Source organism: Streptomyces lacaronensis (genome assembly GCF_047337785.1).
GTDB classification, from domain to species: Bacteria; Actinomycetota; Actinomycetes; order Streptomycetales; family Streptomycetaceae; genus Streptomyces; species Streptomyces lycopersici.
Map to the genome: position 1 here is coordinate 9,110,458 of NZ_JBLHDK010000003.1, position 25,804 is coordinate 9,136,261.

Consider the following 25,804-nt stretch of genomic DNA (forward strand, 5'->3'; position numbering starts at 1 on the left):
GGCGAGGCCGGGGGGCGTGGATGCTCGTCATGGTCTGGAACACGACCAACCAACAGCGGCACGGTGATCCGATGGACCTGAAGGCAATGCGCCGTAGTTGCAAGGCGCTCGTCCGGGATCTCGACCTTCCTGTCCCCGCCGAGCCTGACCAAGTGGTGGCCGCCTTGTGCGGGCGCATGAGGCAACGGCTCAACCGAGCCGTACATCATCGCCTTGTCTCTTTCCCCCCGGACACAGTCAGCGGCCTATGGGTGGCAACAGACAGCGCGCACTACATCCTTTGTGAACAGAACACCAGCCCCTGGCACCAACTACTCATCACCTGCCATGAGTTCTGGCACATGGAGGCAGACCATGAGGCCACTCCGGCTTCCGGAGAAGACTCCACCCGCCTGGTGTTCCCTTCCCTGGACCCTGACACCGTGGCCCGCATCGTCGCCTCTCGTACCCATTGCAGCAACGTGGCAGAGGAAGAAGCAGACTTCTTCGCCTCATTACTGATGGCGAAAGTAAGCCGCTGGTTACCAAACGAGACCTGGACTGTGCCCGATTCTCCCGCAACGGCAGCGGTTGTCCGTCGGCTTGAGACTTCCCTGGGACGATCCCCGGACCAGGGGGAACTGTGAACAACCCGAACACGATCTACTGGACCTGCTCCTTAGCCGGCTGGGTTGGAGTGTGCTTCAAGCTCCGTGACCTCCGCCACTCCCCTCGCAGCCCGCTGAAGAGGGCCGTGTGCATCACACTTGCCCTTGCATCGACTTCTATTTTCTGCGCCGCCCCTTCCTCCGTAGCCGTGATCAACAAGACCACTGGCGTACCGAACCTGGCGGCACTATTCGTGTACATCATCATCGTCATGATCAGCGCCTCCGCTCACGTCATGCTCGCCTACTGGCTGCACCCCCTGGACCGTGCACGGCAGGCCGCCCGCCGGTGGACGCTGACGTATGCAGTCCTGATTACAGTCATGATCGCTCTGTTCGCAGCAGGTGACGCTCCGGTCGAGCGCCGCCTGGACTTCGATACCTACTACGCCAGCGCCCCCTACCTTCGCGAATTCATCCTGCTCTACCTCGTCGCCCTGGCCGCCGCCACCGCCGCCATGATGGGACTCTGCTGGAAGTGGGCCACCCTGGCCGGACGACCCTGGCTGAGCCGCGGCCTTCGGATGAACGGGATCGGCGCGGCTGGCGGCCTCGCTTTCAGCCTCGCCAAACTCACAGCGGTGATTGCCCGCTGGTGCGGCACGGACTGGGACGGGCTCAGCTCCGACCTGGCCCCGCGATTCGCCGCACCCGCAACCATATTCACGGCCATCGGCGTCGCCTTGCCATCATGGGGCCCGTATCTGACCCGTATGCGTAACCAAGCCACCCGGCACACCGCCTATCGGGAGCTGTACCCGCTCTGGAACGCTCTGCGCCAGGCCTCACCAGCGATCGTGCCCGCGGCCCGGATCCCGCGCGGGGATTTCGAACTGCGCCTGATCCGCCGGCTGGCAGAGATCAACGATGGTCGCCTCGCCGTGCGCTCCTACATCGACCCACGAGTCAAGGGCCTTGCCTTGCGCCTCGGCCAAGAGGCCGGCCTGACGGGCTCCGCGCTCCACGCAGTGGTAGAAGCAGCCCGACTCAAATCCGCCGTGGCCGACAAAGCTCGAGCCATGAAGTTTCCCTCGGACGCAGCAGCCGACCGCCCGCAAGGCGGGACCGATGGGATCGGAGAACTCTCCTGGCTGGTGGAGCTGTCACGCGCCTTCGTGAACTCCCCAGTCGTCAGTGACGTACTCGTTCAACTCCAGAAGGACAGGGAGGAAGACGCCCTTGACTCGTCTCAGGAAGGGTAACGAGCCTGCTGCCAAAGACAGGGATACCGGCACCATGCGCCCCCTCACTCACGCTGTCGTCCTCGGCGGAGGATTGGCCGGGACACTGGCCGCCGCCGCGCTGGCCGGCCACGTGGACGAAGTAACAATCGTCGAGCGCTACCACCTTCCCATGGGCCCAGGCCCCCGCAGAGGAGTCCCGCAGGCTCGCCACGCCCATCTGATGTGGTCAGGAGGTGTCCGCGCCATCGAATCGCTCCTGCCCGGCATCACCAGCCGCTGGATCACCGCCGGCGCCCGAAAAGTCGGAGTACCCAACGAGCTGGTTTCCCTGTCCGCACAGGGCTGGATGCGACGTGGGCCGCAGATGCAATTCCTCATCATCTGTAGTCGCGACCTTCTGGACTGGGTCGTACGAGATCAGGTACTCGCCAATAACCGGATCACCCTTGCTCCGCCCGGCCGGGCCGTAGGACTCCTTGGAAGCGCCTCGCGTGTCACCGGCGTGCGGGTGCGCAACGAACAGAACGATCAGGAAACCCAACTGCACGCCGACTTCGTCGTTGACGCCACCGGCCGCACCTCACAGGCCAGCCAGTGGCTGGTCAGCCTTGGACTCACCACGCCGGCCGAGAAAACCGTCGACTCCGGCCTCACCTACGCGACCAGACTCTTCCACGTCCCGAAAGGCACGCCGACCGACTTCCCCCTCATCAATGTGCAGGCCGACCACCGAGCCGCCCGTCCCGGCCAAACCGCCACCCTCATCCCCATTGAAAACCACCGATGGTTGGTCACCCTCTCCGGGACCCGAGGCGGCGAGCCTTCCACCGACGCACCCCGCTTCGTCGACTTCGCGCGCAGCGTGCGACACCCCATCGTCGGTGACCTGATCGCCACTGCCCACCCTGACGGTCCCGTCTATGGTTCCCATAGCACCGCCAATCGCAGGTGGTACTTCGAACGCCTTCACCAGTGGCCGGACGGATTCATCGTTATTGGCGACGCCGTTGCTACGTACAACCCGATCTATGGCCATGGCATGTCAGTCGCCGCCCACGGCGCCGTGGCATTGCACCGCGAACTGGCACGGCACGCCATGCGCCCCGGAACTGCCCGCCGTATCCAACGCGCGATCGCCAACACCATCGAAGGCGCATGGACGACGGCAACCAGTCAGGACATGCTCTATCCCCTAGCCATTGGCGCACAGCCCACTGTGACGGCGCGCTTGCTACAGCGCTATGTGGACCGGCTCGTCAAGACTGCGAGCGACCGTCCAGCGGCCGCAGAAGCCCTCTACAGCGCCTTCACCCTTTCCAAGCCGATGGCGCATCTAGTGTCGCCGAAGGCGGTCCTCGCCACTTTCCTCGGCCCCATCCGGCCCACACTTTCTAACCCTCCCCTGAGTGACGAGTACTATTCTTCGGGTGACCTTCATCCCTGAGTGAATAGCGCAATCGGAAGTTGCTGGCTCGGTTGTTGAACGGCTGCGCTGTCACCGGGCCTGGTAGGGCGCCAGTCCCCGCCCACCTTGGCCGGGGATGAGTCACCCATCCGAGTGCGCGGTCAGAAGATGAACGCCGAGCCTGTGGCTCCGCCAACCGGCTTACCGAACGGCTTTCCAAACGGGGGACCTGCTAGGGCGGCAGCCCCGGCTCCCGCCTTGTCGCAGGTCTGAGCTTTAGCACCCCTACCTGGGCCGTCCGCGACTTTTATAGTGCCTAGGCCCTTGAACAATCATGTGGGGAGGAGATGGGCTGTGGGAGGAGTTCGGCAATTCGATTCTTGTTGCTAGAGATTGGTCAATTGCTTGGCGCTGGCCGGGTTTTGACGGTGCGGGTTGAATCCTCTTTTGGTGCGTCGCCTTCCCGCTGTGGCCCACGAAATCCTTAATAGCTGAAATGATCAGCTGCGGGTCGCGTGATTGCTGATGAACGCGGAAAAGGGGAATGGTCGGGTGGATCGTGGAGAAACTCGCCGCCGAACTGTTGTATTTCCGCCGGTATTTGGGAGAATGGAAAGGTGAGGACGTAGCGCATCAGGGCGCGCGTCGCAGGCGATCGGAGAACGATCGTGGCAAACCGGAATTCCGAGAACGAGAAGGCGAGTGCACCGCGCGGGGACGTTACCCGAGAGGACATGGCGCGCGTGACAGCGGGAGACTTCACGGACTTGAACGACTTGGCGCGGCGTTACTGCCGCGTGGTGGATTCTACGCGCTCACGCAAGCGCGCGAACGGCAGCGCAACCGTCATCAAGAACGGGTATGCCCCCTACGGCACGGATGACGTGAGCGACGATGTCACGCAGGACGCCGTTCTGATCTTCGCGAAGCGGCTGCGGAAGATCATTACCTCCTGCGCCGTTTCCGCTGTGTGGGTGGAAACGCGCGAGCCGTGCGCGTGGCAGTACATACGTAGGGACGGGGAGACGATCATTGTCACCCGTACGACGCTGCACCGGTGGGCCGTTCGTGATGCTGCTGCTCGCAACGGGTACCGGCTGGACGTGAAGCCGGAAGAAGTTGACACCATTCCGGGGGCTCAGGCCATGCGCGGCATGCCGCACGCGGAGACGCTCCCCGCACTCGCGGTGACCCCCTGTCTGGCCGGTTACAGCGGGGAAATCTTCCGGTCCGCATGGGGCGACGGGCGCGGCTACCCGACTCTCAAAGTGATCATGGACAACGCAAATTCTGTCGATGATCTCGGGCGCGGCGGAGTGCTCGGGAAAGCAGCGCAGGCCATCCATGGCGGACCCCGGAACTCCTCCTCGAAGGTACAGCGCACCCGGGATGCTGCGCGTGAGGAGTGGCGCAAGCTGACTGCGGAACTTGACGCCGTGCGCGATGAACTCGTGTACCAGTCCGCACGACCGTCTCATTCCGCCTAGCGCGGAGGAAACTCAGCAGGGGTCCCGGGTCGGTAGACCCGGGGCCCTGACTCATGTTCAAGTGGGCCAGTTCTTGAAACAGGATTCTCATGATCGGTATTTGGGCGTGCGCGGGCGCCGTATTGGTGTGAGGGCAGAAAGATGACCGCCCGCTCGTTGCTCGCATGTTGAGTGCCGGGCCGACCGCCGTGCCATGCGGATTGCAGGTGCGGCATACCGGCCGAGTGAACCGGCCCACGCGTGCACTTGAATGCGACCGGGCGCTTCCCGAAAAGATCTTGAAAGAGATTCGCTCAAGATCGGGAATCGGGAGATTCCGGGTTGCGTATTTGATCATGAAGAGATTCTTCCGTGATCGGTAATCGAGGGTGTCTCGCTGCCGTATTGAAGTGAGAGCGCGTGGACGCCAATTTGGTGCGGCGCGTGTTGCCTCGCTCATGAGGACTCAGCGGCTCGCCGTATGTGATGGCATGCCCGCAAGGGCTGTTGAAATCGCGCCGCGTGCGAGGAGTTCCGTGCTCCCCTGGAGGGAGGAGATCATGAACATCACAGGAGTTCCCCTGGGGGACTTCTGCGCGATCACAGATGATGTGTCATGCCGTAGGTACGGCGGAAACGTCGTCGTGGCCTCGGATGCGCACTCTGGGTATGGCAATTCCATCACCGCACGGTTACGGGTGATGGACAGCCGTGGTGCGGGGGCACGCACGGCCGCGACCGGGCGCCACGGACCGTATGCCTGCTGGCACGCGTATCGCGATGTGCTGTGGAGCATGTTCGCGGCCTATCCCGACGCTCGGGCCCGGACGGCACTGGAGACCTACCGGGGCATCTCAGGGTTCGAACGCGACTATCCGGCCACCGGTGATCACAATGTCGGTTCAGCCATGTACCCCGCGTGCATAGCTGACCTGTGCGTTATGGGCGGCTGCGGTGACCCGGAGCCGCTGGTCGCACCGACGGTTGGTGACCTGGCCGCCGTTGAAGAGGCCGTGCCAGTCACGGACGACGACAGCATCCTGGCACGCATCGAACGAGAGCTGCGGCGTGCGGATCGATACGCCCCTGAACCGCTGGTGTTCGAAGGGCCTGAGTCCCTGGCCGGTGTGCCAGATCTGGCCTACAGCGGACGCTGAACGGTCGCCGGACCTCTGCGGAGGCTGCGCAGGGTTCTGGCCGTAAGGCCAGGACCCTGCCTCCTCTCCCGGGCAACGTGCGTACACCGAACCGGTCGCATTCATCCATGCGACCACTGAACCGCTCTGCCGTGCGTCCGGCTGGCCCGGGCGTACCCACGGCTGTTCAGCGTGAACAGTCAGTTCGGTCAACTACGAGGGAGGAGTGTGCGATGTGTGAGCTGTGCGAGATCCTGGACGGCCGTAGTGGCGGGTCGGCCGTGCCGATGCAACCGCCGGAGGCGGGGCCCACTGCGTCGCCGCAGATTGTCGGCATCCCGGTCACCGAGAACGACGACGGCACCGTCACCCTGACCCTGGATCAGGAGCAGATCCCCAGCATGCAGCTCCAGCTGGCGGTCGGGGCCATGGTGCTGAGCGGGCGTGACCCGTTCATCGAGTGACAGCGTGTCCCGACCGGTCCCCGGCTGTGTCGGGGACCGGTTCGGGCTGCGGGCCTGAATCGATCAGATCGGAGAGTGACTGATCTTGACGGAGAACGATGACGCGATTGATGTGCTGACGGTTGCTCGGATTCAGGGGCAATGGCACGCATGGAGCGTGGCGCTGGATGAGTGGCTTCCCCTGCCGCTCACTGCCGAAGCCACCGACCACGACGTCGAGCAGTTCTACGCGGCGCGTGGCATCCCCATCCGGATCGCGGAGAGCCAGCACACAGGATGATCCCCGTTTCGCCCGGCCGCCCAAGGCTGGGCCGGGCTCTGAACGGGTCTTATGGACGAGTGCTCCACCGCGTGGGCCCGAGACCTGTCTCGGGCCCACGCCCATGTCCGGCGACCTTGGGAAGGGGGATACGGACATGAGCGCGGCAAGCAATATTTGGGGCGCCGCTCCCCAGACAGCGCTCTGGTATGGCGAGATCACCTTCGGCCGTGACATCACCGATGACGACGGCGCGCTGATCGGCACGGAGACCGACTATACCTACGGGTACAGCAACGACCCGCTCCCCGACCCCGCAGCCATGTGCCCGCAGGGCTTCGAGGTACTGGAGGAGAGGCTGACGCAACTGCATGAGCAGGTCGCGTTTAGCAGGAACAGCGCAGTCCAGGACAGCGGGGAGTGTGAGTTCCGCGTATGGCGTGAGAACGGCGACCTGATCGCCTCTCCTGGCACGTACGAAGAGGCTGCTGACGCGCTGCGCGAGGCCGTCCAGGCTGACATTGACCGTTATGGCACGCAGAACGCGGCGTGCGGCGTGCTGTCCACGTACGGCTACAGCATCGATGTCGTCGAGGGCGATCGGTGCGTCACGCAAGACTTCATGATTAACCACCCCGATTGCCCGTTGGACGATGCGGCCATCGTCGAGGCGGGAGAGTAAAAGAACAGACTGAATCGAGCGGGACGAGTGATGCCCGGAGAAAGGAGCATCTCATGCATATGAGCCGTGACGGTGAACCCTGCCATGTGGAGATCTTCCGGCGCGGGCAATGCGAGGTCATTGCTGATGGTGGCGACGATCAGGAGCCTTTGCCTGAAGGCGTGCAAGGGATCCTGAAGGCAAGCGGATTCGTTGAGGAGACAGTGCCGCCGCTCTACAGCTGGTTTCAACTGCCGCCGAATCTGGGTCGGAGAGAGGAGAACGCTCGCTCTGGTCGTGCGCTCACAGCACTAATGGAGGCAGGTTACTTGGTCGCCTTCGATCCGGACCTATCCGATGACGGCGACTGAGCTCGTTTGCTCCTTCTTCTAGTGCGCGTCGGCTTCGAGAGAGCAAACGGGCGGATGTCCCGCCCACGACTCAAAGTAGGTGTTCCTATGGGCGGTTCGAACCGCCCTTCGGCGGAGCAATCCAGCATGTGGCTGACCCGAAGAGGAACCGGGGTTACCACTATGTGGTGGCCTGGGGAGTAGACCTAGGATCGTACGCCTATTACATCGAGATGAGTTGTGCCGAGGCAGAAAACGATGATGCTCCCAAGAACGCCATCTACAAGGGGCGTGACGGACGTTGGCGCACAGTTGATGAGTTGCGCGACGCCCGACAAATCCAGCGGTACGAGGACTACGTGGCCGCGCTCACGCGGTACGCAGAAGATCTGGCTGCCGAACGCCGCCACCGTCGCTAGCGCTGCTGCATAGTGCGGGGTCCAGTCAGTGCAGGCTTCCAGCAGAGATGTTCACTCCGTCTTGGAGCAGGCGCCGCACCACGCCGAGGTGCTTCATTCGCCTGGACCGTCGCCTCTCAGCACACGCTCCGCCGCGGCTTTCATCGGTTCTCGTGCACGATGCCTCGCGCTCCCTGGACAAGGATCATGCCGATGGTCGATTCACAAGAACTGCTCAGGTTCCTTATCTGCGGCCAACTTGCACGCGATGACATCGCACGTGAGTACGGCCCGCCGAGCCAGCTCTCGGAGGAAGAGCGGAAGTGGCGGCACGACGACTTGCTCTCTGCGTTCTCCACCTACTTGGAGCACCGTGTCATGGGTGTCGGACGCACGTGGCAGGAAGCGCTGCGTGACGCTGCGGTTGCCGGACGACTCGGGTTTGACCTGCCTGCCGATGCCGGCGAGGTGGTATTGGCGGAGACGCGGGAGGTCCTGCGGCACGGCGCGATGACGGACTGGGTCGAAACCGAGGACGGCGTGGCCCTTCTCGATGGCTGCTGGTGATGCGAGATTGTCATGGCCATGCCTTGAAAGGAGCGGTGGTGATTCCTGTTCATCCGTCCGAGGAAATGCGCGACCGGTACGTGCAGAACATCATGGCGACATGGTGGTCCGCCAGCGCGGAGCAGCAGGAGCGTGGACATACTTGGTATCGCACCGCGCACGATTTGGCCGCACAGATCAGCGGAGGCGACGCGAGACGCGGAGCCGGTGTGATCGCAGCGCTGTCGGCCAACAAGTCCTGGCATCAGAATGTGCGATTAGCGCGCCAGGCGTGTGGTAGCGGTGTGCTCTCCGGCCACTTTTCGGACGCACTGGCCAAGGCTGCTGCGATCATGGCCGGAGCGGATCCGGCTGACGTACTTCCCATGGACCGCAAAACTGGCCACTTTTTCCAGTGCATCGCTGACCCGGACGATCCCGAGGCGGTAGTCATCGATCGTCACGCGCATGACATCGCCGTGGGTGAGAGATACGGCAATCGCGATCGCGGGCTGTCTTGTGCCAGTCGCTATGAGCTGATCGCGGACTGCTACCGTGAAGCCGCGCTGCGACTGGGTGAGCTGCCCTGCACGGTTCAGGCTGTCACATGGGTCGCCCACACTGAGCATGTAGCCGACACCGTTCCTCGTGGGCCACGTGCACGATTCTGATGACTCCAGACTCCGTCATCAGGCCCTGGCTCAGACCAATCACAGCTCCGGCAGCGTATTTCGTCTGCATTCCACGCTGCCGGGTCGCCCCGACCCAATGGGGCGCATGCCCATTTCCCTCTCATGGTTTACGCGGCACGAGAGGGAAATGGGCCCTTGTACGCAGTGCTTCACGCCCGCACGCCTTTCCCTATCCCTCCCTCGCCCTGCGGGTTGGGCGTGCGGGTCTGCGGCACTGTGTCAATTAATTCCCGACCCTGAGAAAGAAGGGAGAGCGCGCGTCCTGATGGTAAACGCCGACCTACTGCATGAGACTGTGCAGCATATCCGAAACCACCCAGACACATGGTGTCAGTTGGACTATCGCCGTGGCCCGGCAGGTTGTTTCGCTTACCACGCAGCTCTGCTTGCTGGAGCGGAGCTGGCCAGCCCAGAACCAAGTGTCTCGCAGGCAGATTGCCGCGCCTATTGGCCTAATCACGATGACCGCTTGGCCTTCAACGAGGCCGCTCGCAAGCTGGGCTTCACCGAGCGCGACTACATCAACATCTCTGATTTTGCTCGCCGCGCTCTCGGGATCGACAGTCACGCCGCTGACGAACTGTTCGAGGCCACCAACACGTTGGCGGACCTGGAGCGATTCGTCCAGGCGCTCACCGTCGACTCTGCCTCCAGGCGCCGGCAGTGAGGCGACGTTGCCTCGCCGACGGCGTCCTGCACACGCTGGGTCCGGGCCGCACCCAGAAGTAGGTAAGTCGGCGGGTCCAACTACTCCTCCCTTCTCTTCCCATTCATCAGGGGGCACCAAGACAGATTCATCCTTGTCCTCGGAAAGGAGCGTGATGGTATGTCCAGGGAAACACTGGAGTGGCTGAACAAGAACACGCTGATCGGGTTTACCGAGAAACGGGGGACGGCCTGGCATTACCGGCGCAGTTTGCAAGGCACTGAACCCAACCACTACTCCGGGGCGATTCCGGTTGAGGATGTCAAGCGACGTCTTTTCGGCTGGGAGGCTGTCTCCAGCCCGGTGTACGTGGAGAGCCCGCTCACCGGAGGCCTGGAACGGGCCTCCGATAGGCGGGCGTACGTGCGCAGCGACAATGGCTACATCCTGGGGTACTTCGGCGAGGGCTACGAACCTCACCCATACGACGAGTGGCTGATCGACAAGATCGCCAGCCTGCTGGACGCTGAGGTGTCGATCGGCTCGGCGGGGCTGCTGCGCGAAGGTGCGGTCGCGTGGGTATCGGTTGAGGTCCCCGAGACCATCACTACTCCGGAGGGGGTTGAGTTCCGCCCCAACCTCTTCGGCGCCACCTCGTTCGACGGGTCTCTCACGACCACCTTCAAGCGAGCCGTGACCAACATCGTGTGCGACAACACCATGGGCGCGGGCCTGGCCGAGTCCGGACAAGAGATCAAGATCAAGCACTCACGGAACTCGAAGCTGAGGCTTGCCGAGGCCCGCGAAGCGCTCAACCTCATCTACCAAACCGCAGACCGGTTCTCGGCAGAGGTCAAGCACCTGTGCGAGACCACTGTCACGGACCGGCAATGGGACGCTTTCCTGGACGCCCACACGCCCATGCCGGAAGACAAGGGGCAGGCGCACACCCTGGCGGAGAAGAAGCGCGACACACTGGCCAGACTGTGGAATCACGACGCCCGCGTCGTGCCCTGGCACGGGACCGCTTATGGAGTTGTACAGGCGGTCAATACCTACACCCACCATGAGCAGGCCGTACGTAACGCCCAGCGCGCCGAGCGCAACATGCTCAGGGCTATCACGGGGGATATCCACAAGGTGGACCACGCCACTCTGGCCACGCTGGCCACCGTGCTCGACGACACGGGCCTCATGACGACGACGTAGCACCGCTTGCTTGCGGGGCACCGGTACAGGCACGGCGGCGCAGAAGGAACGTCACATCCAAGCCTCCGCTCGGGGAGAGTCTGCTCTATGCACCTCCCCAGTCCGGCAACCCGCCAAGTCCTCGGAGCCCTTAGGAGCCACACGACAGCGTCGAGTCGGACAGGAGAGGAGAAATGGCAAAGACAGAGTTAGTTGACATCCCCTTCATCGGCATCATCAGGATCGAAGTCGAGCCGCTGCACCTTCCGGATGGGGCAGTCCAAGATGCGGTAATCGAAGGCATGCGTACGCATCTTTCGACGCATATGGCAGAGGCCTGGAAGTCAGGTGGATCCGGTGGGTTCACCCCTCCGGTAAAAGTCGAGGTGACCAAGCTGTTCGAAACCTACCCGCTGTACGTAGAGAGCGCGCCGGATCGGCGCGAGCGTCGGCACCAGCAGGTGGAATGGCAGCTTCAGTGGACGAGGGCCGGCCATCCGACCTCTGATGGGGTGGACGGGGCCGAGGAGGGCGACGACGTTCCTGCGCTCATTGAGGAGTTGGAGGAGTACGGCATCGAGGCCGCTCGCCAGCACTCAGGCGGCGAGTACATGGTCGCCGAGATCGAGCTGGAGGGCGGATACTTCCTGCGTTCATCACAGCCAGCTGGCTCGGACGAGGGCTACTTCTGGAGCATTGAAGACCACAGCGGGGAGCTCGTACTGCAGGGCCGTTGGCCGCAGAGCGATGCGGCCCAGGCCGCGCACTGGATCGCGCTGATGCTCCTGGCATTCGGCTCCATTACGCCCCGGTTCTGACCCACAGGTGCGCGCCAGATCGGACTCACCCACCGCGGCTCTCGCGATGGCCGATCATGAATGGCCGAGTGATCTGGTCATCGGCGAGAGCTGCGTGAGCTCTCGATGATGCCGCGCCGCCGCCGCAGGCTCGTCGACCGGTATGGACTCGCCCCATGGTGCTTCAGAAGCTGAGGATGAGTTCGTCCTCCTGGCCCAAGTGGCTCCGGGGCGACGCTGACGCTGCCGCCCCGGAGGCCGAGATGGCAGGTTGCGATCATCTGTCACCGCAGGACAGCGCCTGCTCGACCCACCAGCTGGCACACCGTGATCACAAGCGCTACTCCAGACGAAGGAAGGTGATCACCAACTCCTGTTAGGGACTACCTCCGTACATGCGGGACACTATCCGCACCTGTCGGAGGTGGAGCGCTGTGAACATCGACTTGAGCAAGGCGATCGGGACCGCTGAAGAACTGCTGGCGGAGTTGAAAAAGCTCGACGGCACTGAGGTCGACGAGGCGCCGACCCGTGCCGCCAAACGCCAGCACACCAAGCTGAACCGTACGTTGCTCCGCCTGTCCCACCTGGGGAACCGCGCGTCCGTGGAAATCATGGATACCTACCACGATTTCAAGCGTCGGGATGACCCAGTGGAGGAGAGTGACAAGGAGTGAACGACCTGACCGAAGCCTTGTTGCGTGATGTGGCCAGCCGCCTCCAGAAGGCCATCCAGGCCCGGGACTGTCCCGCGATGGTTGCCCTCCACGGTCGGCGCACCTTGTTCCTGTCCGACTACGACTACCTGCGAGACGAGGCCGCCGCCGTGGCCTTCGAGAACCGCGTCGCCGAGACGGCGCGGCAAATCAACACGACGCACTGGGTGATGGTCGTTCCGCAGGTGTGGCTGGTCACCGGCGGTACGGTGGCCGCCCGTGCCGTCTCCAACCACCCTCTGCGCGAGGGCGAGCAAGAAGTCATCACTCTCATGACCTTCGATGTCGACGACGGAGTGGACTACGGCTTCGTTCCCTACACCCGGCGCCCCAACGGCGCGCCGGTTTTCGACGAGCCGAAGCTATTCACCGACCCTATCCGGCCACGGCCCGAGATGCCCGGCTTCACGCTGCTCACCCGCCTGATGCACGACGACGGCCCCGAGACGTCCCTCGGCTGATTCCAGCGCAGCGGCATCTCCGGCAACTCGGTGTACCGCTCCGTAGTGCCCACAGCCATCAGGCGCGGCCGTGTCTGACCCCAGTGGGGGTCAGGCGCTTGGAACACCCGGCCCCTGCTGACAGCCAGCTCGGACGGCTCCCGTCCGTACGAGCTACTTGCCGTATGTCCGGGCGCGGCCAGCGATATGCCCTCCGGGTCTCTCACCTGGACGCCATGCCGCCGGACGCGCGCTGGATCGAGCCCATCTGCCCAGACGGTAGCGCGGCCTGCTCGACAGCAGTCCCCGTAGCGAGGTGCCGCCCGTTTCCGTGAACGTCGACTTCGACGCTGCCCGGACCCCGGAGCCGATATCCACTCCATCCTGTGCCCAGCGGCTGCGCATCTCCCTCACCACGTCGCAGAACAGCGGTGCCGTGGCACAGCGCCGGTGAATCAACAGAGTGACCAGGCACGAGCGCGTCGTTTCATCCGCTGTGCCTGCGTACGGGGTCGCTCGGCCGCCACGCATCGCTACCTGAACGAAAGGATTACTTGTCATGCCGCGTGCCCCCGCGCCGCTGGTCAGCTGCGTGCCGGCTTTTGCCCGGCACAACGCGTTTCCCCCACGGGTTGGATGGCCCGCCAAGGTCCACGCCGCGCTACGGGAAAGCCCTCAGGCTCTCTCCCGGCCCGACGCCGCCACGATGCTCGGCGTTGGCTCCTCGATGGTCAGGCCCATGCGTTTCTGGTCTCACTCATTTGGTCTCATCCGCTACGGAGAGAGACTCAGACCGCGACCGGTGTACCCGACAGCCCGCGGGCACTGGCTGCTTGACGAGGACGGGGCCGACCCCTACCTCGAGGATCCTGCCACTCTTTGGCTGCTGCACTGGTGGCTGTTGAGCGGACAGCCCTGCTATGTCCCGACGTTCTTTCACCTGTTCGCCAACTGGTGGAAGTCGCGCTTCATCCGGAGCGAACTGCGTGCCGCTGTGCAGCGTGCCGCTGTTGCCACCGGGTGGCCGCGGCCCGGTGACGCCCTCATCAGCCACGACATCACCGCACTGACATCGATGTACGGCACGACCAGCGTGGTCACGTACTCGGCCAGGTCGGTCGAGGAGTACGTGATCAATCCCTTCCGCCAACTCGGGATCTTGAATCTGGCCCCTGACAGTGGCTTCACCGAGTGGCCCGCTGCGGTGCGGCGCGACAGGGGGGAGCTGGTGGTGGACCGAACGCGGGGCAACATTGCGCCGCGCACGGTCCTGGCCTACGCCTGCCTGCAATACGCGCAGCAGAGTGGGCCGGACCAGCCCGGCGCCGTCGCACTGGCGCGACTGCATACCGACCCTCGGGGACCCGGTCGGCTGCTGCTGGCCGACGAGCACTCGCTGCGCACTGCACTGGAGGCTGCCGCAGAGCACCCCGCCGGCAGGGACATCGCGCTCGTGGACTCCGCCGGAGGAGATCTCCTGGCCCTTGATGACTCACCGCGCACGATCGCCGACAGGCTTCTGGCTTCCTACTACCACTGCCCGAGCGGACCGGAGACCTACTTCTGAACTTCTGGCGAACGCAGCATTCCAACTCCAATGAGCATCGCGTGGAGGTTGACATGAGATCGAAAACTGCGGTGGCGCCTGGCAGGAGACTCTGGATCATCACTTCGAGAGAGGACGTGGCCCTGAAAGTCACATACATCGAGCGTCCGACTGACCCCCTGCAACTGCTTCCCTTTATGGGACTTCACCTCATCGCATTGCGCGACGGTCTACCTGATTGGGGTGGCCAACTCATCGCCATCACCGACAAGGCTCACATCCGCAAATACTCCGGTGAGATCGCCGAGTTCTCTCTTACGGAGACCGTCTTCAAATGCGTACAAGCGAAATAGGACGTACAGAATCCCCTCATGGGGGCGTAAGAAGCGCCGCGCGACCCCCTGAGCCCCCTCACCGAGAATGGGGGATGTGCACGTGATGTGTTGCGTCCGTGTCTTATCCCTATACAGCTCTGGTGACTGTGGTTGCAGGCGCTGCAAAGAATCTGGGCCCCGCCGCTCTACGGTCATGCTTCGCTCTTGACCGACGGTCGCGGGCCAGGCACCCGGTTGCGTAGCTCAGTGGTAGAGCGCCGGTCTTATAAGCCGATGCGGTCGCGGGTTCGAATCCCGCCGCAACCACTTCCGCCTAGGCCATCAGAAGGAGTCCAGCGTCATCCTGGCTATGCACGGACCGCCGCTTGAGCTGGTCGGGTGGCACCAGCGTAGTCGTCTCCCTGGTGGCGATAGGGCGCGATCTTGATCTTTTGTCCGAAGTTCGGCGCGTTGATCATTTGCCCCTCGCCGATATAGAGGCCGACATGGTGGATTCCCTCATCGGGTGTTCCGTAGAAGACGAGGTCGCCAGGGACCAGTGGTTTCCCCTGAGGAACTCGGGGTCCAGTCTGGAACTGTTCTTCTGCGGTGCGCGGCAGGGGAATGCCTGCTGCGGCGTACGCCGCCTTGGTGAGTCCCGAGCAGTCGAATCCTGCGTCCCCGTCTGCGGGTCCGTTGCCTCCCCATATATACGGCAGTCCGAGCTGGCCTTCGGCGTAGTCGATCGCTTTTCTGGCGGCGGGACTTGCTTCCGTCGTGCCGCCGAGGCCCGAGGGGTTCTGGTAGTCGTGTGCTTGGGCGAGGACCTTGGCGACGTACCACTCGGCAGGGTTGTAGGTGAGGATTGCCTGGTGGAGGTTGCGTCCGCCACGGGCGCCCGAGTCGCACAGGTAGGCGACCGCGGTGTAGATCGCGTCCCGGGGATTGTACGGAGAGGGTGCCCGTGTCTCCTGCTGTGGTACCGGGTGTTTGGCGGTGACCGCGTCGAAGGTCGGCTGGAGGAATTGCATCGGGCCCTTCGCTCCTTTGGTGTTGGCTGCGCTGTGAACGCCGGGCAGGGTGGAGCGGCCGTGGTCGGTCTCGACCTTGCCGATGGCGGCCGGAATCGACCAGTCGAGACCGGGGCAGGTGGTTGCCGCCTGCTGGTAGAGCGTGAGGTAGTCCGGCGGGATGTCGGTAAGGGCGGTGTGGCTGGGCTGGCTGCCGGCACTTCCGCCGAAGACCGATAGGACACTGCTTGCCCCGGCGGCGGCCAGAGCGACCACGAGGAGCACCGCTCCGAGGATCGAGATCCCGATTTTGGCCATGGATCACCTCCGGGACTGAGCAGATGAGGGGGCCGGTGCCACTGGAGCAGGCGGTGGGCTGCTTGTGGTGGTGCCCGTATTGGCGAGGGTGATCGGGGCGAGATGTGGCCAGGCGTGGCCGAGCTGGGCGAGCTTGAGGCGGCGCTGAGGGGAGTTGGCGGTGTCCAGGGGCAGCCAGCGGGCCACGGCGGGGTCGCTTTGTTCAGGGTGGGCGACGAGGTCTGCGCTGGTGGTGGCCAGCGGGACGAGAGAGGGCTGGTCGAGGGCTGCCAAGGCCGCGGTGAGGGCGCGGCGCGCCCTGTTTTCGCGGCGGGTGCTGGGTAGCCAGAGCAGAACCGGTGTGGTGATTCCGGTGGTGGCGGCCAGCCGCGCGTAGCGGCTGACTTTGCGGGCTACCACGCTCAGCGGTTCGGTGCCGAAGTCGTATTCGAGGAACCATTCGATCTCGGTGGAGTGCTGGCGCCAGCGGCCGTAGGCGTCAGGGCGGACGATGTCGCCGAAGTGCTTGTGGCAGCGGGCCTCGGACCACCAGGCGGTCAGTTCACCGTCGGTGTCTGCTCGCCGGGTGCGTGCTGAGAGGGCGGTGAAGAAGGTGTTGACGCCGATGGTGTGGGCCAGGCGCAGGGAGTGGGCGATGCCGATGGCGCGGTCGTGCCGGTAGCCCAGTTCGTGAAGGTCGAGCCCGTCTTCGCGGGCGAGGAAGGTGGCCCCGACGGTGTCGAGGACGTAGTGCATGGGGGCGCTGCCGGCGGTGACGAAGGGCTGGAAGCGGTCGAGCACCCGCCACTTGTAGAGGCTGAGCAGGCGCAGGTTGGCCGCTCGGGTGGTGGGCCAGGCCAGGGCGGCGATCTGGTGGCTGGTGAAGACCTTGTGCTCGAACAGCATGCGCATGAGCCACCGGTCGCGGGGCGTGAGGTGCTTGGCGAGTCGGGCGAGGTGATCGCTGGTGGTGGCCGAACGCGGTGCGGGCCGCTGGGGCATGTGCCCGCGCAGGGAGCGCTGGGGAGTGGGATTGCTGATCACAGGATGGTTCACCTCCGGTAATGAGGGGTGAGAGGGAGCAGAGGGCGCGGTGGGGGCCACCGCGTCCGAGTGTGGGATCAGGCTGATGTGGGCGTGTCCGGTTGGCCGCGTCCGGGTGTTCGGCGTGGGTCGATCCGCGGTGGAGTGCTGTCGTCGTTCTTGCGCAGTGGCTCGGAAGAGGGCTGGGGGCGGGCGTTGCGGGCCGCTGCGGCACGGATCTGCTTGGCCCGCCCGGGAATGGGCGGCGGGAGTTTCTCGGTGACCGCGGTGAAAGCGGGGGCTTCGGCTCCCTGGAGTACGGGGCGGACCGCAGCGTGGAAGACATCCAGGTTGGACAGATCGTGTGCCGTCAGGCGCGGCTCGGTGTGGCGGGCCAGATGTCGGGCGTCTTCCGGGCTGGCGTTGAAGATGATCTTTGTACGGGCGTTGGTGCTGATGCCTTCTTCCAGTTCCTTGGGGAGCTGGCGCAGGTACTGGTGGGCGAGCGTCATCGACAGCCGGTACGCGCGGGCCTCGGCGAGCATGTCGCCGAGGGAGTAGGGCAGATGGAGGAAATTGTGCGCCTCGTCCATGTACAAGCTGGCGTCGTGGCGTCGGGCTTGGGGGATCCGAGCACGGGCGGTGGTGGCCTGCCAGGCGCGTGCGACGACGATGGAGCCGACCAGGTGAGCGGTCTCGGAGCCGAGTGCGTCCTGGGCGATACGCACCAGGCAGATCCCGCCGTCGAGCACCTGGTTCATGTCCACGGTTGAGGGCCCGCCGGCGAGGGCTTCACGGACGAACGGGCGCAGCAGGAAGGCACGTACTTTGTTGAGCAGCGGGGCGGTGACCTGAGCGCGGCCCGGATCGGACAGGTCGCCATACCAGGTCCAGAACCCTTTGAGCACTTCGTCGTGCAACTGGTCGATGGCACGCTGCCGGAAGGCGGGGTTCGACAGCAATTTGGGGAGGTCCGTCAAGACGGGCGTGCCGGGCAGCGCGCGCAGAGTCAGCAGCGAGGCGCGCAGGATGTCGTCGGTACGCGGGCCCCAGGACGCGGCGTAGACACGGGAGAAGATCGACACAAGGTTGTCGACCGTGCGCGGTCCGTCTGTTCCCTCCAGGGGATTGAGCACAGGCGGGCGGGCCCTGCTGTCGGCATCGAAGAGGACTACTTTCTCCCCCAGCTCGGTCGGCAGACGCATGAGTAAGTCGCTGACCAGATCGCCCTTGGGATCGATGACCACCAACCCGCGCCCGGCCTCGGCGTCGGTGAGGATCATCCGGGCCATCAGCTCGCTCTTGCCCGAGCCGGTGGCGCCCAGGATGTGCAGGTGGTGCCGAGCGTCGGGGACGCGCAGCCCGACAGGACGGAGGTGACCGCTGTCGGTCACCCCGATCGGCCGCACCGCCGCCCCGGCGTTCGCGACGCCCGGCGGAGGTGGCACCGCCCTCGCTCCGGCTCGTTGCAAACTCGGGATGGACTCGTCCCACGGCAGATGCGCCAGCGCGGCGAGTTCCGGGACGGACAGCAGATCGCCAGCGCCCAGGCGCCGTTCGGCCAGACGAGGCAGCACATGGCGGGGGCGTAGGCGGGTGCGGCGGTAGTAGTTGTACTCGGTGAACGTGGCGAATGCGGAGGCGATGGCATGGCTCCGGCCGCGCATCCGGTCTCGCGCCTTTGCTCGCTCCTCGGCATTTGCCGTATCGGGCACGGTGGAGGTGACCGCATAGCGGATACGGGTTTCGTACGGGACGCCGCGCTGCTTGGCCACAATCACCCGGTCCTCCGCAGCGATCTCTAGAGCCGTATGCGGATCCAGGACCGGAGCGCCTCGCGAGGGGCGGGGCCGGGGCTGGTGGCCGGGCGTGAGCAGATCCAGTAGACGGCTGACCGGCCGGGTCGACCGCCCGGCGCGGGCGTGTCGGGCGGCCCGGCGGGCCTTCTTCACCCGGCGTCCGGCCACCGGCCGGGCCAGTACTTGCACCGCTGCCCGCTCCTGAGGGCCGAGCCCGACCGGTGCGCCGAGCAGGGCGCGGACGGGGTCGGTGGGGAAGTCGGTGCGGATGGGCAGTGCCTCGCTGCGTGCCAGTTTCAGCTCGCCCCCGGTTGTGACCATGTGCCGCCCTGCTGGTGGTGTTGTGGGCAGCGGACTGGTGACGGGAGCGGTGCGGGTGTGGGTGCCGGGCCAGGCGGACTCGATCGCCCGCTCGATCATGCCCGGTGGGATCTGGCCGGGCACCCACACCTGGAGGCGGACGGTTTCGCGGTCGAAGAGGTACTCGAAGGCCAGGTGTGGCTGCCCGGTCAGCCACCGGCGCCAGGCTGGCCGCAATAGACCCACCAGGTTGGCCCACAAGGCCGGGGCTCCGGTGGCGTCCACCGTGGGCGGAGGGAGGATCTGGATGACCCGCGCGTCGGCGACCAGGCGCTGCTGGCAACGGCGTCGCCACCACCAGCGCGCCCACACCAGCACCACGGTTCCTGCGGTTGTGGAAGGCGCGGCAACCAGTCCCCAGGTGACCGCCCATTCCTGGAGATGAACCAGTACGGCGTGCACCGCTCCGGCAGGGTCGCGCAGATAGTCCCCGATCGGGGAATCCGGCACCTGCGAGCCGGAGAAGTTTGCGATGAACGACGAGGCCGGTGAGAGGAGGAGAACAGAGGGATGGAGCATGGCGCAGGACACCTTCCGTGAGCGAAGCATCAGGTGGGTCGGTGGCCATCAGGCGGCGCGCTCGTGCGGTTCGAGGACACTCGGCCCTTCGGACTGGCCCGGCAGGCGTGGTTGATCGCCGGGGATCACCCGCGGCGCCGGGCGCGTGCCCGAACGGATGTGGGCGTGGCGTTCGGCGTCGACCTCGGCCTGCCACGAGCGGAAGGTGCGGCCGTTGAGCCGCTTGAGAAAGTGCGGAATGCGGTTGGCAGGAATCCCGACGAGCCGCGGACCCAGCACGGCGAGGAGATCGTTTGCTTCCTGGGAGTGCCAGCCCGCGGCGGCGATGGATTCCTCATCGGGGAAGACATCCGCCACCCGGTCCCGCTCAGGATTTAAGGCGGTGTCCTGGGTGCCGCCGAAGCTGAACACCCACAGGAAGTTGTCCGGCGGGTCCGGCTCCACCAGGGCGCGGAACCTGGCTACTTCCTTGGTGTAGGCGTAGAAGTTGACTTCTGGCCGGGCGCGGATCACCCGCAGCCAGCTGAGGGTATAGGCGTCGGTGAAGAAGTCGCCCGAGTCGTGGATACGTATCCAGACCCCGCGGAACTTCTCGGCGCCGAGTTCGCTGATCATCGCCTGTTCCCAGGCGGGTAGATCGTCCAGGACGAAGCGCAGGTTCGCCTCGTGCTTGGCTTTGACCACCGGCCAGGTGTAGGTGCCGTGCCGGGCGTAGCAGACGTGGCGGCAGATTCCTGCGGAGGGGCAGGTGTTGTAGGTGCGGCCGTCCGGGAGCCGACCCGCCCAGGCCGGCAGTGTCCAGTTCCACGCGCCGATAGCGCGCATTTCCCGGTTCTGGGTCAGCAATGGCGACGGTGGCGATGGGGGCAGACGGGATGGCGTTGATGAAAGGAAAGGCATGAGAGAGCGCCCTTCGAGTGAAGAAGCAGGTTGAAGCGTCGCTGGCTCTGGAGAACTGCGGCATGGGGGACTGCACAACCGCATCCCCAGCGACCTGATCGTTCCGAGAAGGCTGGTCAGGCGATATCAAGATCGATCTGATCGCTGGGGTGGTCCGCGAAGCTGCCTGCTGCCTCGGCGTGGTCGAGGTCCAGGTACGGTTCTTCGCCCTCCGCGACAGCGCTGCTTTCGGCCAGGGCGGCGAGTTCGGCAGGATCGGTGGTCACCAGGCGGTGCTCGGTGGGTGAGGCGATCGCCTCGAAGGCCACTCGTTGGGTACCTGTGGAGAGCAGCCCTTGGCCGCGATCGGCTGAGAGCAGGAACTGGCGTTCGCCGTCGGACAGGTTGAACGTGGAGGTGATCTCGTCGATGGCCTGTGGGGCTTGGCGCAGCAGGATTTGGGTGGCGGCGTTGGCCACGATGGCCTTGCCGAGGTCGGAACTGAGGACATCGGCGCTGTCCTGGGTGGCGACCGTGAGCCCTGCCCAGCGTTTGCGGAAGGACTTGGCCATGCGGAACAGGAATTCCGCTCCGGCGGGCTCCTGCATCAGCAACCAGGCTTCGTCGACGACGACCAGCCCGGGGCGGCGCAGGGCCGGATTGGACACCCGCCGCCAGACCGAGTCCAGGGTCAGCAGTGTGCCGATCGGTTTGAGCTCGTCGGCCAGGTCACGCAGCGAGAAGGCCACGAGATGGCCTTCGGGCCTGCTGGTCGTCGGGCCGTCGAACAAACCGGAGAAGGCGCCGCGCACATACGGGTCCAGCCGAGCGGCCAGATCCTGCGCTGTGCGGTTCTTCGACTGTTCCAGGACGGCTGCCAGATCGGCGAGTAATGGAGCGGGGCGGGTCCAGGTCCGCGGGTCGGTCGTGATCCCGGCGCGCTGGTAGGTCGCGGCAATCGCCCGGTCCAGCACAGCGCGCTCCGTCGGCGTGAGCGTGCTGCCCAGCAGGACGCCGATGACCGTGTGCAGGAACAGAGCCCGGCGGATAACGGCATCTCTGGGCGCTGTGCGCCGCCCGTCCGGCCGGGTGTGCAGGGGCAGGTCGAAGGGGTTGAGGCGGACCTGCTCGGCGCCGAGGTGGACGTACGTGCCGCCGACTGCCTGGGTGAGGCGCGCGTATTCGTCTTCGGGGTCGATGACATGGATCTCGATGCCGCGGTAAAGCGACCGTAGAAGTTCGAGTTTGGCCAGGTAGGACTTGCCTGCGCCGGAGCGGCCGAGAATGACGGAGTTGTGGTTGTCCAGGGCGAAACGGTCCCAGTGCACCAGCCCCTGCGAGCCGATGTTGTACCCGTACAGCACCCCGGTGGGGGCGCCGGCAGAGGTGGGGTCGCTCGGGGGCAGGTCAGGACTGGTGAAGGGGAAGGCCGCCGAGAGCGCCGCAGTGTCGAAGGTACGGCGCATCCGTATCAAGTCCAGGCCCATGGGCAGGCAGGTGACCCACCCTTGCAGGCTGCGGTAGCTGGTCGGTTTGGCGTCCAACAGCAGGCTCGCCGCCAGCGAGCGGACGGCGGCGACCTCGTCCTCCAGTTCCTCGGTGTTGGCTGCATGCACGGTCAGGTAGAGCCCGACGCGGTAGAGCTTGCCTTCGCCCCGGGCGATGCGGGAGGACAGCTCGTAGGCGTCCTCAGTGGCGGCTTCCACGTGCGGGTCGCGCAGCCGGCCTTTCTGCTCCGTGTAGCGGCGGCCGGATTCGAGCTTGGCTAGCTGCCGCTTGAGGCGGGTGCTGGCGGTGACCGGGTCGATCGGCTCGATGTGCACGCTGACGTCCACCCGGCCCGGGTAGGTCAGCAGGGGTTGCAGCCATCCGGGGTAGACCTCGCGAGGGAAGCCGGTGACGGCGAAGGAAGCCACCTGTTCCCCGCCGATCTCCAGCTGCCGGGGGCTGACGGCCAGTGCATCGGGAGTGAAGGCACCAGCGCTCGTCATGGGCGCGTTCAGGCGTGAGGCGCGTGAACGGCCAGCACGCTTGCGGTTCATCGTGATTCCCTCCCCGCTGGCCGGTCGTGTTCGGCCTCGTCGCTCTCTGGGCCGGAGGTGCCCGGGCGTTCGAAGGTGCGCAGGGCGGTGTCGTCTTCGGGGACCGAGGCGATGGTGATTACGTCGTCGGCTCCGGCGAGGTGGGAGGAGACGGGGACGAGGCTGTGGGGGTTGCAGGCGGCGGCCAGCACCGCGGTGGCCTGCCCGGCATCCAGCGGAGTGACGACGATCCCGGTCGGGCCCAGCAGGTCGGCCGCCTCGCCGAGTCGCCGCACCAGGCGGGCTTCCGCCGCCCGGCGCGCCGCCTCCACCGAGGGCTGCGCGGAGTCTCGGGACCGCGCGCGGCGGGTGAAAGCCGCGAGTGGTGAGGCGCCACCGAGCCCGTCGACCGCACGCTGCGGCCCCAGCGGTTCGCGCAGAACGAGCAGCACTTGGCGGCGCAGCAGATCGCTCTGGGTGCCCAGCTGGGCCAGATAGTCGGCGTGTTCACGGGCTGCCTCCTCCAGCGCCGGGTGCGGCAGCCTGGGCGCCTGCTCGCGGAGCTCGCTGATCTGCCCCGTCAGGTCCAGACGCTCGGTACGTACCAGCACCTGGACCGGGGCGGTGAGGGAGTGCAGGTAGCGGCCAAAGGCGGCGGTCAGGGATTCCTGCTCGGCCGGGGTGCGCAAGGAGAAGTTGACGGTGGAGCACACCGCCACTGCCGCGACTCCGTCCGTGCCGAGGTCGACCACGCCGGTCTCAGTGATGCCTTCGGCGGGGAGCTCCAGCTCGGCCGGAGCAATGTCCCACTCGGCGCGCGTGTCTCCGGAGTTGCGGGTGACCCGGCTGGCCAGCCAGGCAGGGGCCGGGAGGATGCCTTCGGGAGCGGCGACTCGATAGCGGGGGCTCATGCGCTGGCGGATGGCAGCCAGTGCCAGCCGGTCCAGTGAGATGCCGTCCCGCCGCCCCAGGGCCAGCAGGACGGTGGCCACCGCGATGGGGATGGCCAGGACCGCGAACACCGCCAGCGGCACGAAGTCGCGGGTAGTTGTCCAGGTGCCGTAGAGCACGATGCCGGCCACCGTGAGGATGAGCAGCTGGCGGGCGGTCAGGCTGCCCAGGACGGTGTCCTCACGGTCGACGTCGGCGGGGATGCGTACCGGCTGGGTCATTGCCGTTCACCTCCTTCAGTTCCTGCGTCGTCCTCGACTGGGTGGCGAAGGGCGGTTGGGGGGTGGGGAGCTGAAGCGCGGTGGAGGTGGCGCGCTGGTGCGTTTCTGCGGGCGCGGAGTGGCGGGATCGGATATCGGTGGGCGGAAGGCCACTGGTGCGGGTTGATCACGGGTCCGTCGGGGCCGTGTGGGCGACGGATCAGTGGGCGGTTGGAACCGAGGTCGGCCCGGTGGCGTGGTGGGGCGGCCTGCTCGGGCGGGTGGGGGTGTGCCGGATCCGGGTGCGCGGAAGGAGGGCGAACCGGGTGGTGTCGTGGGCCGGGGCGTGGGTGTGGAGCGCGTGCTGGCCGGGCCGTCGTCGGATGGGCCGGTGGGGGTGCGGAAGGTGGGCATGCCCGGCGGGCCGATCTGCGGACCGAACCGCGGGGTTGCTCCGGGTACGGGTTCGCGGAACAGGGCCGGTCCGGGCGGGCGGCGCCGGATCACCGGCGGGCTGGCCGCCCGCGTGTCGCGGCGGGTCCGAGCGGGGATGGGTGTGCTGTTTCTGCCGGTGCGGGATCGCGGGACTGCACCGAAGGCGCTGGTTGAGTTCATGCCGCGCAGTGCTCCGAAGGTTCGGGCGGCGATGTAGGTGCGCACCAGGCTTCCGGTGATGGAACGCCGGTGGCTGCCGCGGAGAGAGCTGAGAATCCAGAAGGGGATCTTGAACAGGATGTACATCAGGGCCAGGGAGACGATGAGGTCGACCAGGCCTGACTTGTTGGGGCCGAGCAGGGTGAAGCCGTCGGGGTCCAGAAACACTCGCAGGGCGGTGACCAGGGTCAGGGACTGGGCGAGTTGGACCGCCAGCAGGCCGAAGAAGCAGCGCCACCACCAGCGGGCGATGCCGTCGGTCTGCGGCAGGGCGTGGCACATCAGGGCCAGCGGTGCCCCGGCGATCACGATCATGGTCAGAGCGACGCGTACGGCGTAGGTGACCAGGAGTGCCACCAGCATCCCGGCGATGAACACCTGCATGAAGATGATGAAGATGCCGCCGTTGATGGAGCTGAGGATCAGGTTGCGCAGCGTCTTCGCGGCGCTGTCCTCGTCCACGCCCTCACCGAGTACGGCTCGGGACAGGGCGTTGGCGATGGCGATGGCCTTGTTGGCGACGAACAGGGACAGGGCCGCGGCCAGGAAGCCCAGGACGATACGCGGGGCGATCTCCTTGATGGAGTAGTGGGTCTGGACGGACTGGTAGGCCATCACCACGATCCCGGCGATCATGATGAGCATGCCGTAGCAGGCCAGCATGATGTGCCAGGAGTTCGACCACAGCTCGCCGATGCGCGGTAGTTGGTCCAGGGTCGGGGTGGACAGCAGGGTGTTGCCGAGAAGGTCCAACAGCGGGTTGAGTGCCTTGGTGACCAGGCCCTTGAAGAAGACGGTGATGGCGGCGTTGATCCCGTCGACGATCCAGCCGACGACACCGCCAGGGTCGCCCCCGTCACCGTCGCTGCTGTCCGGTTCTTCGGTCGGCAGCGGAACGGAGCTGGCCCCGCTGCTGCCGGGCTGCGGAATGCAGTCCGACCGCGACGACCCGCCCGACGGAGAAGCACACGGATCCCCCTCGGTCGTCGAAGGCGCTGCGGTGGGAACGTGAGGAATCCCTGGCGACGAGCCCCAGGACGACGCACTCGGCGCCGGACTGCGGGGCGCGGCTGAGGCGGTGCCGGAAGGTTCAGGGGAAGGCCCGCCGGGTGCGGCCTGCGCACCCGACGCCAACAGCCAGCCAAGCAGCACCGCGATGACCACCACCGCGAAGCCCGAACCCAGGGCCCGCATCCGGACCACTGGCCGGCGAGAGCGCGCTCCGGAGGCTCTGTC

General features: G+C 65.8%; 26 protein-coding genes and 1 tRNA gene. 20 read left to right on the forward strand and 7 right to left on the reverse strand.

Annotated features, from left to right (window positions below; translation table 11 throughout):
• Nucleotides 1-20 precede the first annotated feature (20 nt).
• From ACMTAK_RS39365 to ACMTAK_RS39460, 20 genes are all read left to right on the forward strand, one after another.
• The gene (locus ACMTAK_RS39365) at nt 21-626 is read left to right on the forward strand and encodes a hypothetical protein (protein WP_413810565.1); all 606 of its coding nucleotides are present in this window, start codon (nt 21-23) and stop codon (nt 624-626) included.
• Nucleotides 623-1,849 carry an MAB_1171c family putative transporter gene (locus ACMTAK_RS39370; RefSeq protein WP_413810566.1) on the forward strand — a complete coding sequence of 409 codons (1,227 nt, stop codon included), beginning with the start codon at nt 623-625 and terminating at the stop codon, nt 1,847-1,849. Before ACMTAK_RS39365 ends, ACMTAK_RS39370 begins: the two co-directional genes overlap by 4 nt.
• Nucleotides 1,827-3,275, forward strand: coding sequence for an NAD(P)/FAD-dependent oxidoreductase (locus ACMTAK_RS39375; RefSeq protein ID WP_413810567.1), 1,449 nt, complete (start codon nt 1,827-1,829; stop codon nt 3,273-3,275). The genes ACMTAK_RS39370 and ACMTAK_RS39375 overlap by 23 nt, the downstream gene beginning before the upstream one ends.
• A gap of 695 nt (nt 3,276-3,970) precedes the next feature.
• A complete protein-coding gene (locus tag ACMTAK_RS39380; protein WP_413810568.1) occupies nt 3,971-4,723 on the forward strand; it encodes a hypothetical protein in 753 nt (250 codons plus the stop codon).
• 539 nt (nt 4,724-5,262) lie between these two features.
• Nucleotides 5,263-5,859 carry a hypothetical protein gene (locus ACMTAK_RS39385; protein WP_413810569.1) on the forward strand — a complete coding sequence of 199 codons (597 nt, stop codon included), beginning with the start codon at nt 5,263-5,265 and terminating at the stop codon, nt 5,857-5,859.
• A 212-nt stretch (nt 5,860-6,071) separates the two neighbouring features.
• Nucleotides 6,072-6,302 (forward strand): hypothetical protein, encoded by a 231-nt coding sequence (locus ACMTAK_RS39390; protein WP_413810570.1) that lies wholly within the window; start codon nt 6,072-6,074, stop codon nt 6,300-6,302.
• Nucleotides 6,303-6,387: 85 nt separating this feature from the next.
• A complete protein-coding gene (locus ACMTAK_RS39395) occupies nt 6,388-6,582 on the forward strand; it encodes a hypothetical protein (protein ID WP_413810571.1) in 195 nt (64 codons plus the stop codon).
• 136 nt (nt 6,583-6,718) lie between these two features.
• Nucleotides 6,719-7,243 carry a hypothetical protein gene (locus ACMTAK_RS39400; protein WP_413810572.1) on the forward strand — a complete coding sequence of 175 codons (525 nt, stop codon included), beginning with the start codon at nt 6,719-6,721 and terminating at the stop codon, nt 7,241-7,243.
• A 53-nt stretch (nt 7,244-7,296) separates the two neighbouring features.
• The gene (locus ACMTAK_RS39405; RefSeq protein ID WP_413810573.1) at nt 7,297-7,593 is read left to right on the forward strand and encodes a hypothetical protein; all 297 of its coding nucleotides are present in this window, start codon (nt 7,297-7,299) and stop codon (nt 7,591-7,593) included.
• 128 nt (nt 7,594-7,721) lie between these two features.
• Complete coding sequence (locus tag ACMTAK_RS39410; protein WP_413810574.1) at nt 7,722-7,991, forward strand: hypothetical protein; 270 nt, start codon at nt 7,722-7,724, stop codon at nt 7,989-7,991.
• 192 nt (nt 7,992-8,183) lie between these two features.
• Nucleotides 8,184-8,537, forward strand: a complete 354-nt coding sequence (locus tag ACMTAK_RS39415) for a hypothetical protein (protein ID WP_413810575.1) — start codon at nt 8,184-8,186, stop codon at nt 8,535-8,537.
• 35 nt (nt 8,538-8,572) lie between these two features.
• On the forward strand, nt 8,573-9,187 hold the full coding sequence (locus ACMTAK_RS39420) for a DUF7178 family protein (RefSeq protein WP_413810576.1): 615 nt from the start codon (nt 8,573-8,575) through the stop codon (nt 9,185-9,187).
• Nucleotides 9,188-9,677: 490 nt separating this feature from the next.
• The gene (locus ACMTAK_RS39425) at nt 9,678-9,875 is read left to right on the forward strand and encodes a hypothetical protein (protein WP_413810577.1); all 198 of its coding nucleotides are present in this window, start codon (nt 9,678-9,680) and stop codon (nt 9,873-9,875) included.
• Nucleotides 9,876-10,034: 159 nt separating this feature from the next.
• On the forward strand, nt 10,035-11,063 hold the full coding sequence (locus ACMTAK_RS39430; protein WP_413810578.1) for a DUF932 domain-containing protein: 1,029 nt from the start codon (nt 10,035-10,037) through the stop codon (nt 11,061-11,063).
• 173 nt (nt 11,064-11,236) lie between these two features.
• Nucleotides 11,237-11,860, forward strand: coding sequence for a hypothetical protein (locus tag ACMTAK_RS39435; protein ID WP_413810579.1), 624 nt, complete (start codon nt 11,237-11,239; stop codon nt 11,858-11,860).
• 413 nt (nt 11,861-12,273) lie between these two features.
• Nucleotides 12,274-12,516, forward strand: a complete 243-nt coding sequence (locus tag ACMTAK_RS39440) for a hypothetical protein (protein ID WP_137981795.1) — start codon at nt 12,274-12,276, stop codon at nt 12,514-12,516.
• Nucleotides 12,513-13,016 carry a hypothetical protein gene (locus tag ACMTAK_RS39445; protein ID WP_413810580.1) on the forward strand — a complete coding sequence of 168 codons (504 nt, stop codon included), beginning with the start codon at nt 12,513-12,515 and terminating at the stop codon, nt 13,014-13,016. The genes ACMTAK_RS39440 and ACMTAK_RS39445 overlap by 4 nt, the downstream gene beginning before the upstream one ends.
• A 538-nt stretch (nt 13,017-13,554) precedes the next feature.
• Nucleotides 13,555-14,562: a DUF4007 family protein gene (locus ACMTAK_RS39450; RefSeq protein ID WP_413810581.1), complete on the forward strand. Its 1,008-nt coding sequence runs from the start codon at nt 13,555-13,557 to the stop codon at nt 14,560-14,562.
• Between the two features lie 41 nt (nt 14,563-14,603).
• Nucleotides 14,604-14,894, forward strand: a complete 291-nt coding sequence (locus tag ACMTAK_RS39455) for a hypothetical protein (protein WP_413810582.1) — start codon at nt 14,604-14,606, stop codon at nt 14,892-14,894.
• A 214-nt stretch (nt 14,895-15,108) separates the two neighbouring features.
• Nucleotides 15,109-15,182: transfer RNA gene (locus tag ACMTAK_RS39460), tRNA-Ile, on the forward strand.
• A gap of 41 nt (nt 15,183-15,223) precedes the next feature.
• Here ACMTAK_RS39460 and ACMTAK_RS39465 read toward each other — a convergent pair.
• The 7 genes from ACMTAK_RS39465 to ACMTAK_RS39495 form a co-directional block, all read right to left on the reverse strand.
• On the reverse strand, nt 15,224-16,183 hold the full coding sequence (locus ACMTAK_RS39465) for a C40 family peptidase (protein ID WP_413810583.1): 960 nt from the start codon (nt 16,181-16,183) through the stop codon (nt 15,224-15,226).
• 3 nt (nt 16,184-16,186) lie between these two features.
• The gene (locus ACMTAK_RS39470; protein ID WP_413810584.1) at nt 16,187-17,206 is read right to left on the reverse strand and encodes a replication-relaxation family protein; all 1,020 of its coding nucleotides are present in this window, start codon (nt 17,204-17,206) and stop codon (nt 16,187-16,189) included.
• A 77-nt stretch (nt 17,207-17,283) separates the two neighbouring features.
• Nucleotides 17,284-19,863, reverse strand: a complete 2,580-nt coding sequence (locus tag ACMTAK_RS39475) for a type IV secretory system conjugative DNA transfer family protein (protein ID WP_413810585.1) — start codon at nt 19,861-19,863, stop codon at nt 17,284-17,286.
• Between the two features lie 48 nt (nt 19,864-19,911).
• Nucleotides 19,912-20,763, reverse strand: coding sequence for a GP88 family protein (locus ACMTAK_RS39480; protein WP_413813140.1), 852 nt, complete (start codon nt 20,761-20,763; stop codon nt 19,912-19,914).
• 116 nt (nt 20,764-20,879) lie between these two features.
• A complete protein-coding gene (locus tag ACMTAK_RS39485; protein ID WP_413810586.1) occupies nt 20,880-22,733 on the reverse strand; it encodes a VirB4 family type IV secretion system protein in 1,854 nt (617 codons plus the stop codon).
• Between the two features lie 47 nt (nt 22,734-22,780).
• Nucleotides 22,781-23,935, reverse strand: coding sequence for a PrgI family protein (locus ACMTAK_RS39490; protein ID WP_413810587.1), 1,155 nt, complete (start codon nt 23,933-23,935; stop codon nt 22,781-22,783).
• 15 nt (nt 23,936-23,950) lie between these two features.
• Nucleotides 23,951-25,762: a hypothetical protein gene (locus ACMTAK_RS39495; protein WP_413810588.1), complete on the reverse strand. Its 1,812-nt coding sequence runs from the start codon at nt 25,760-25,762 to the stop codon at nt 23,951-23,953.
• Nucleotides 25,763-25,804 lie beyond the last annotated feature (42 nt).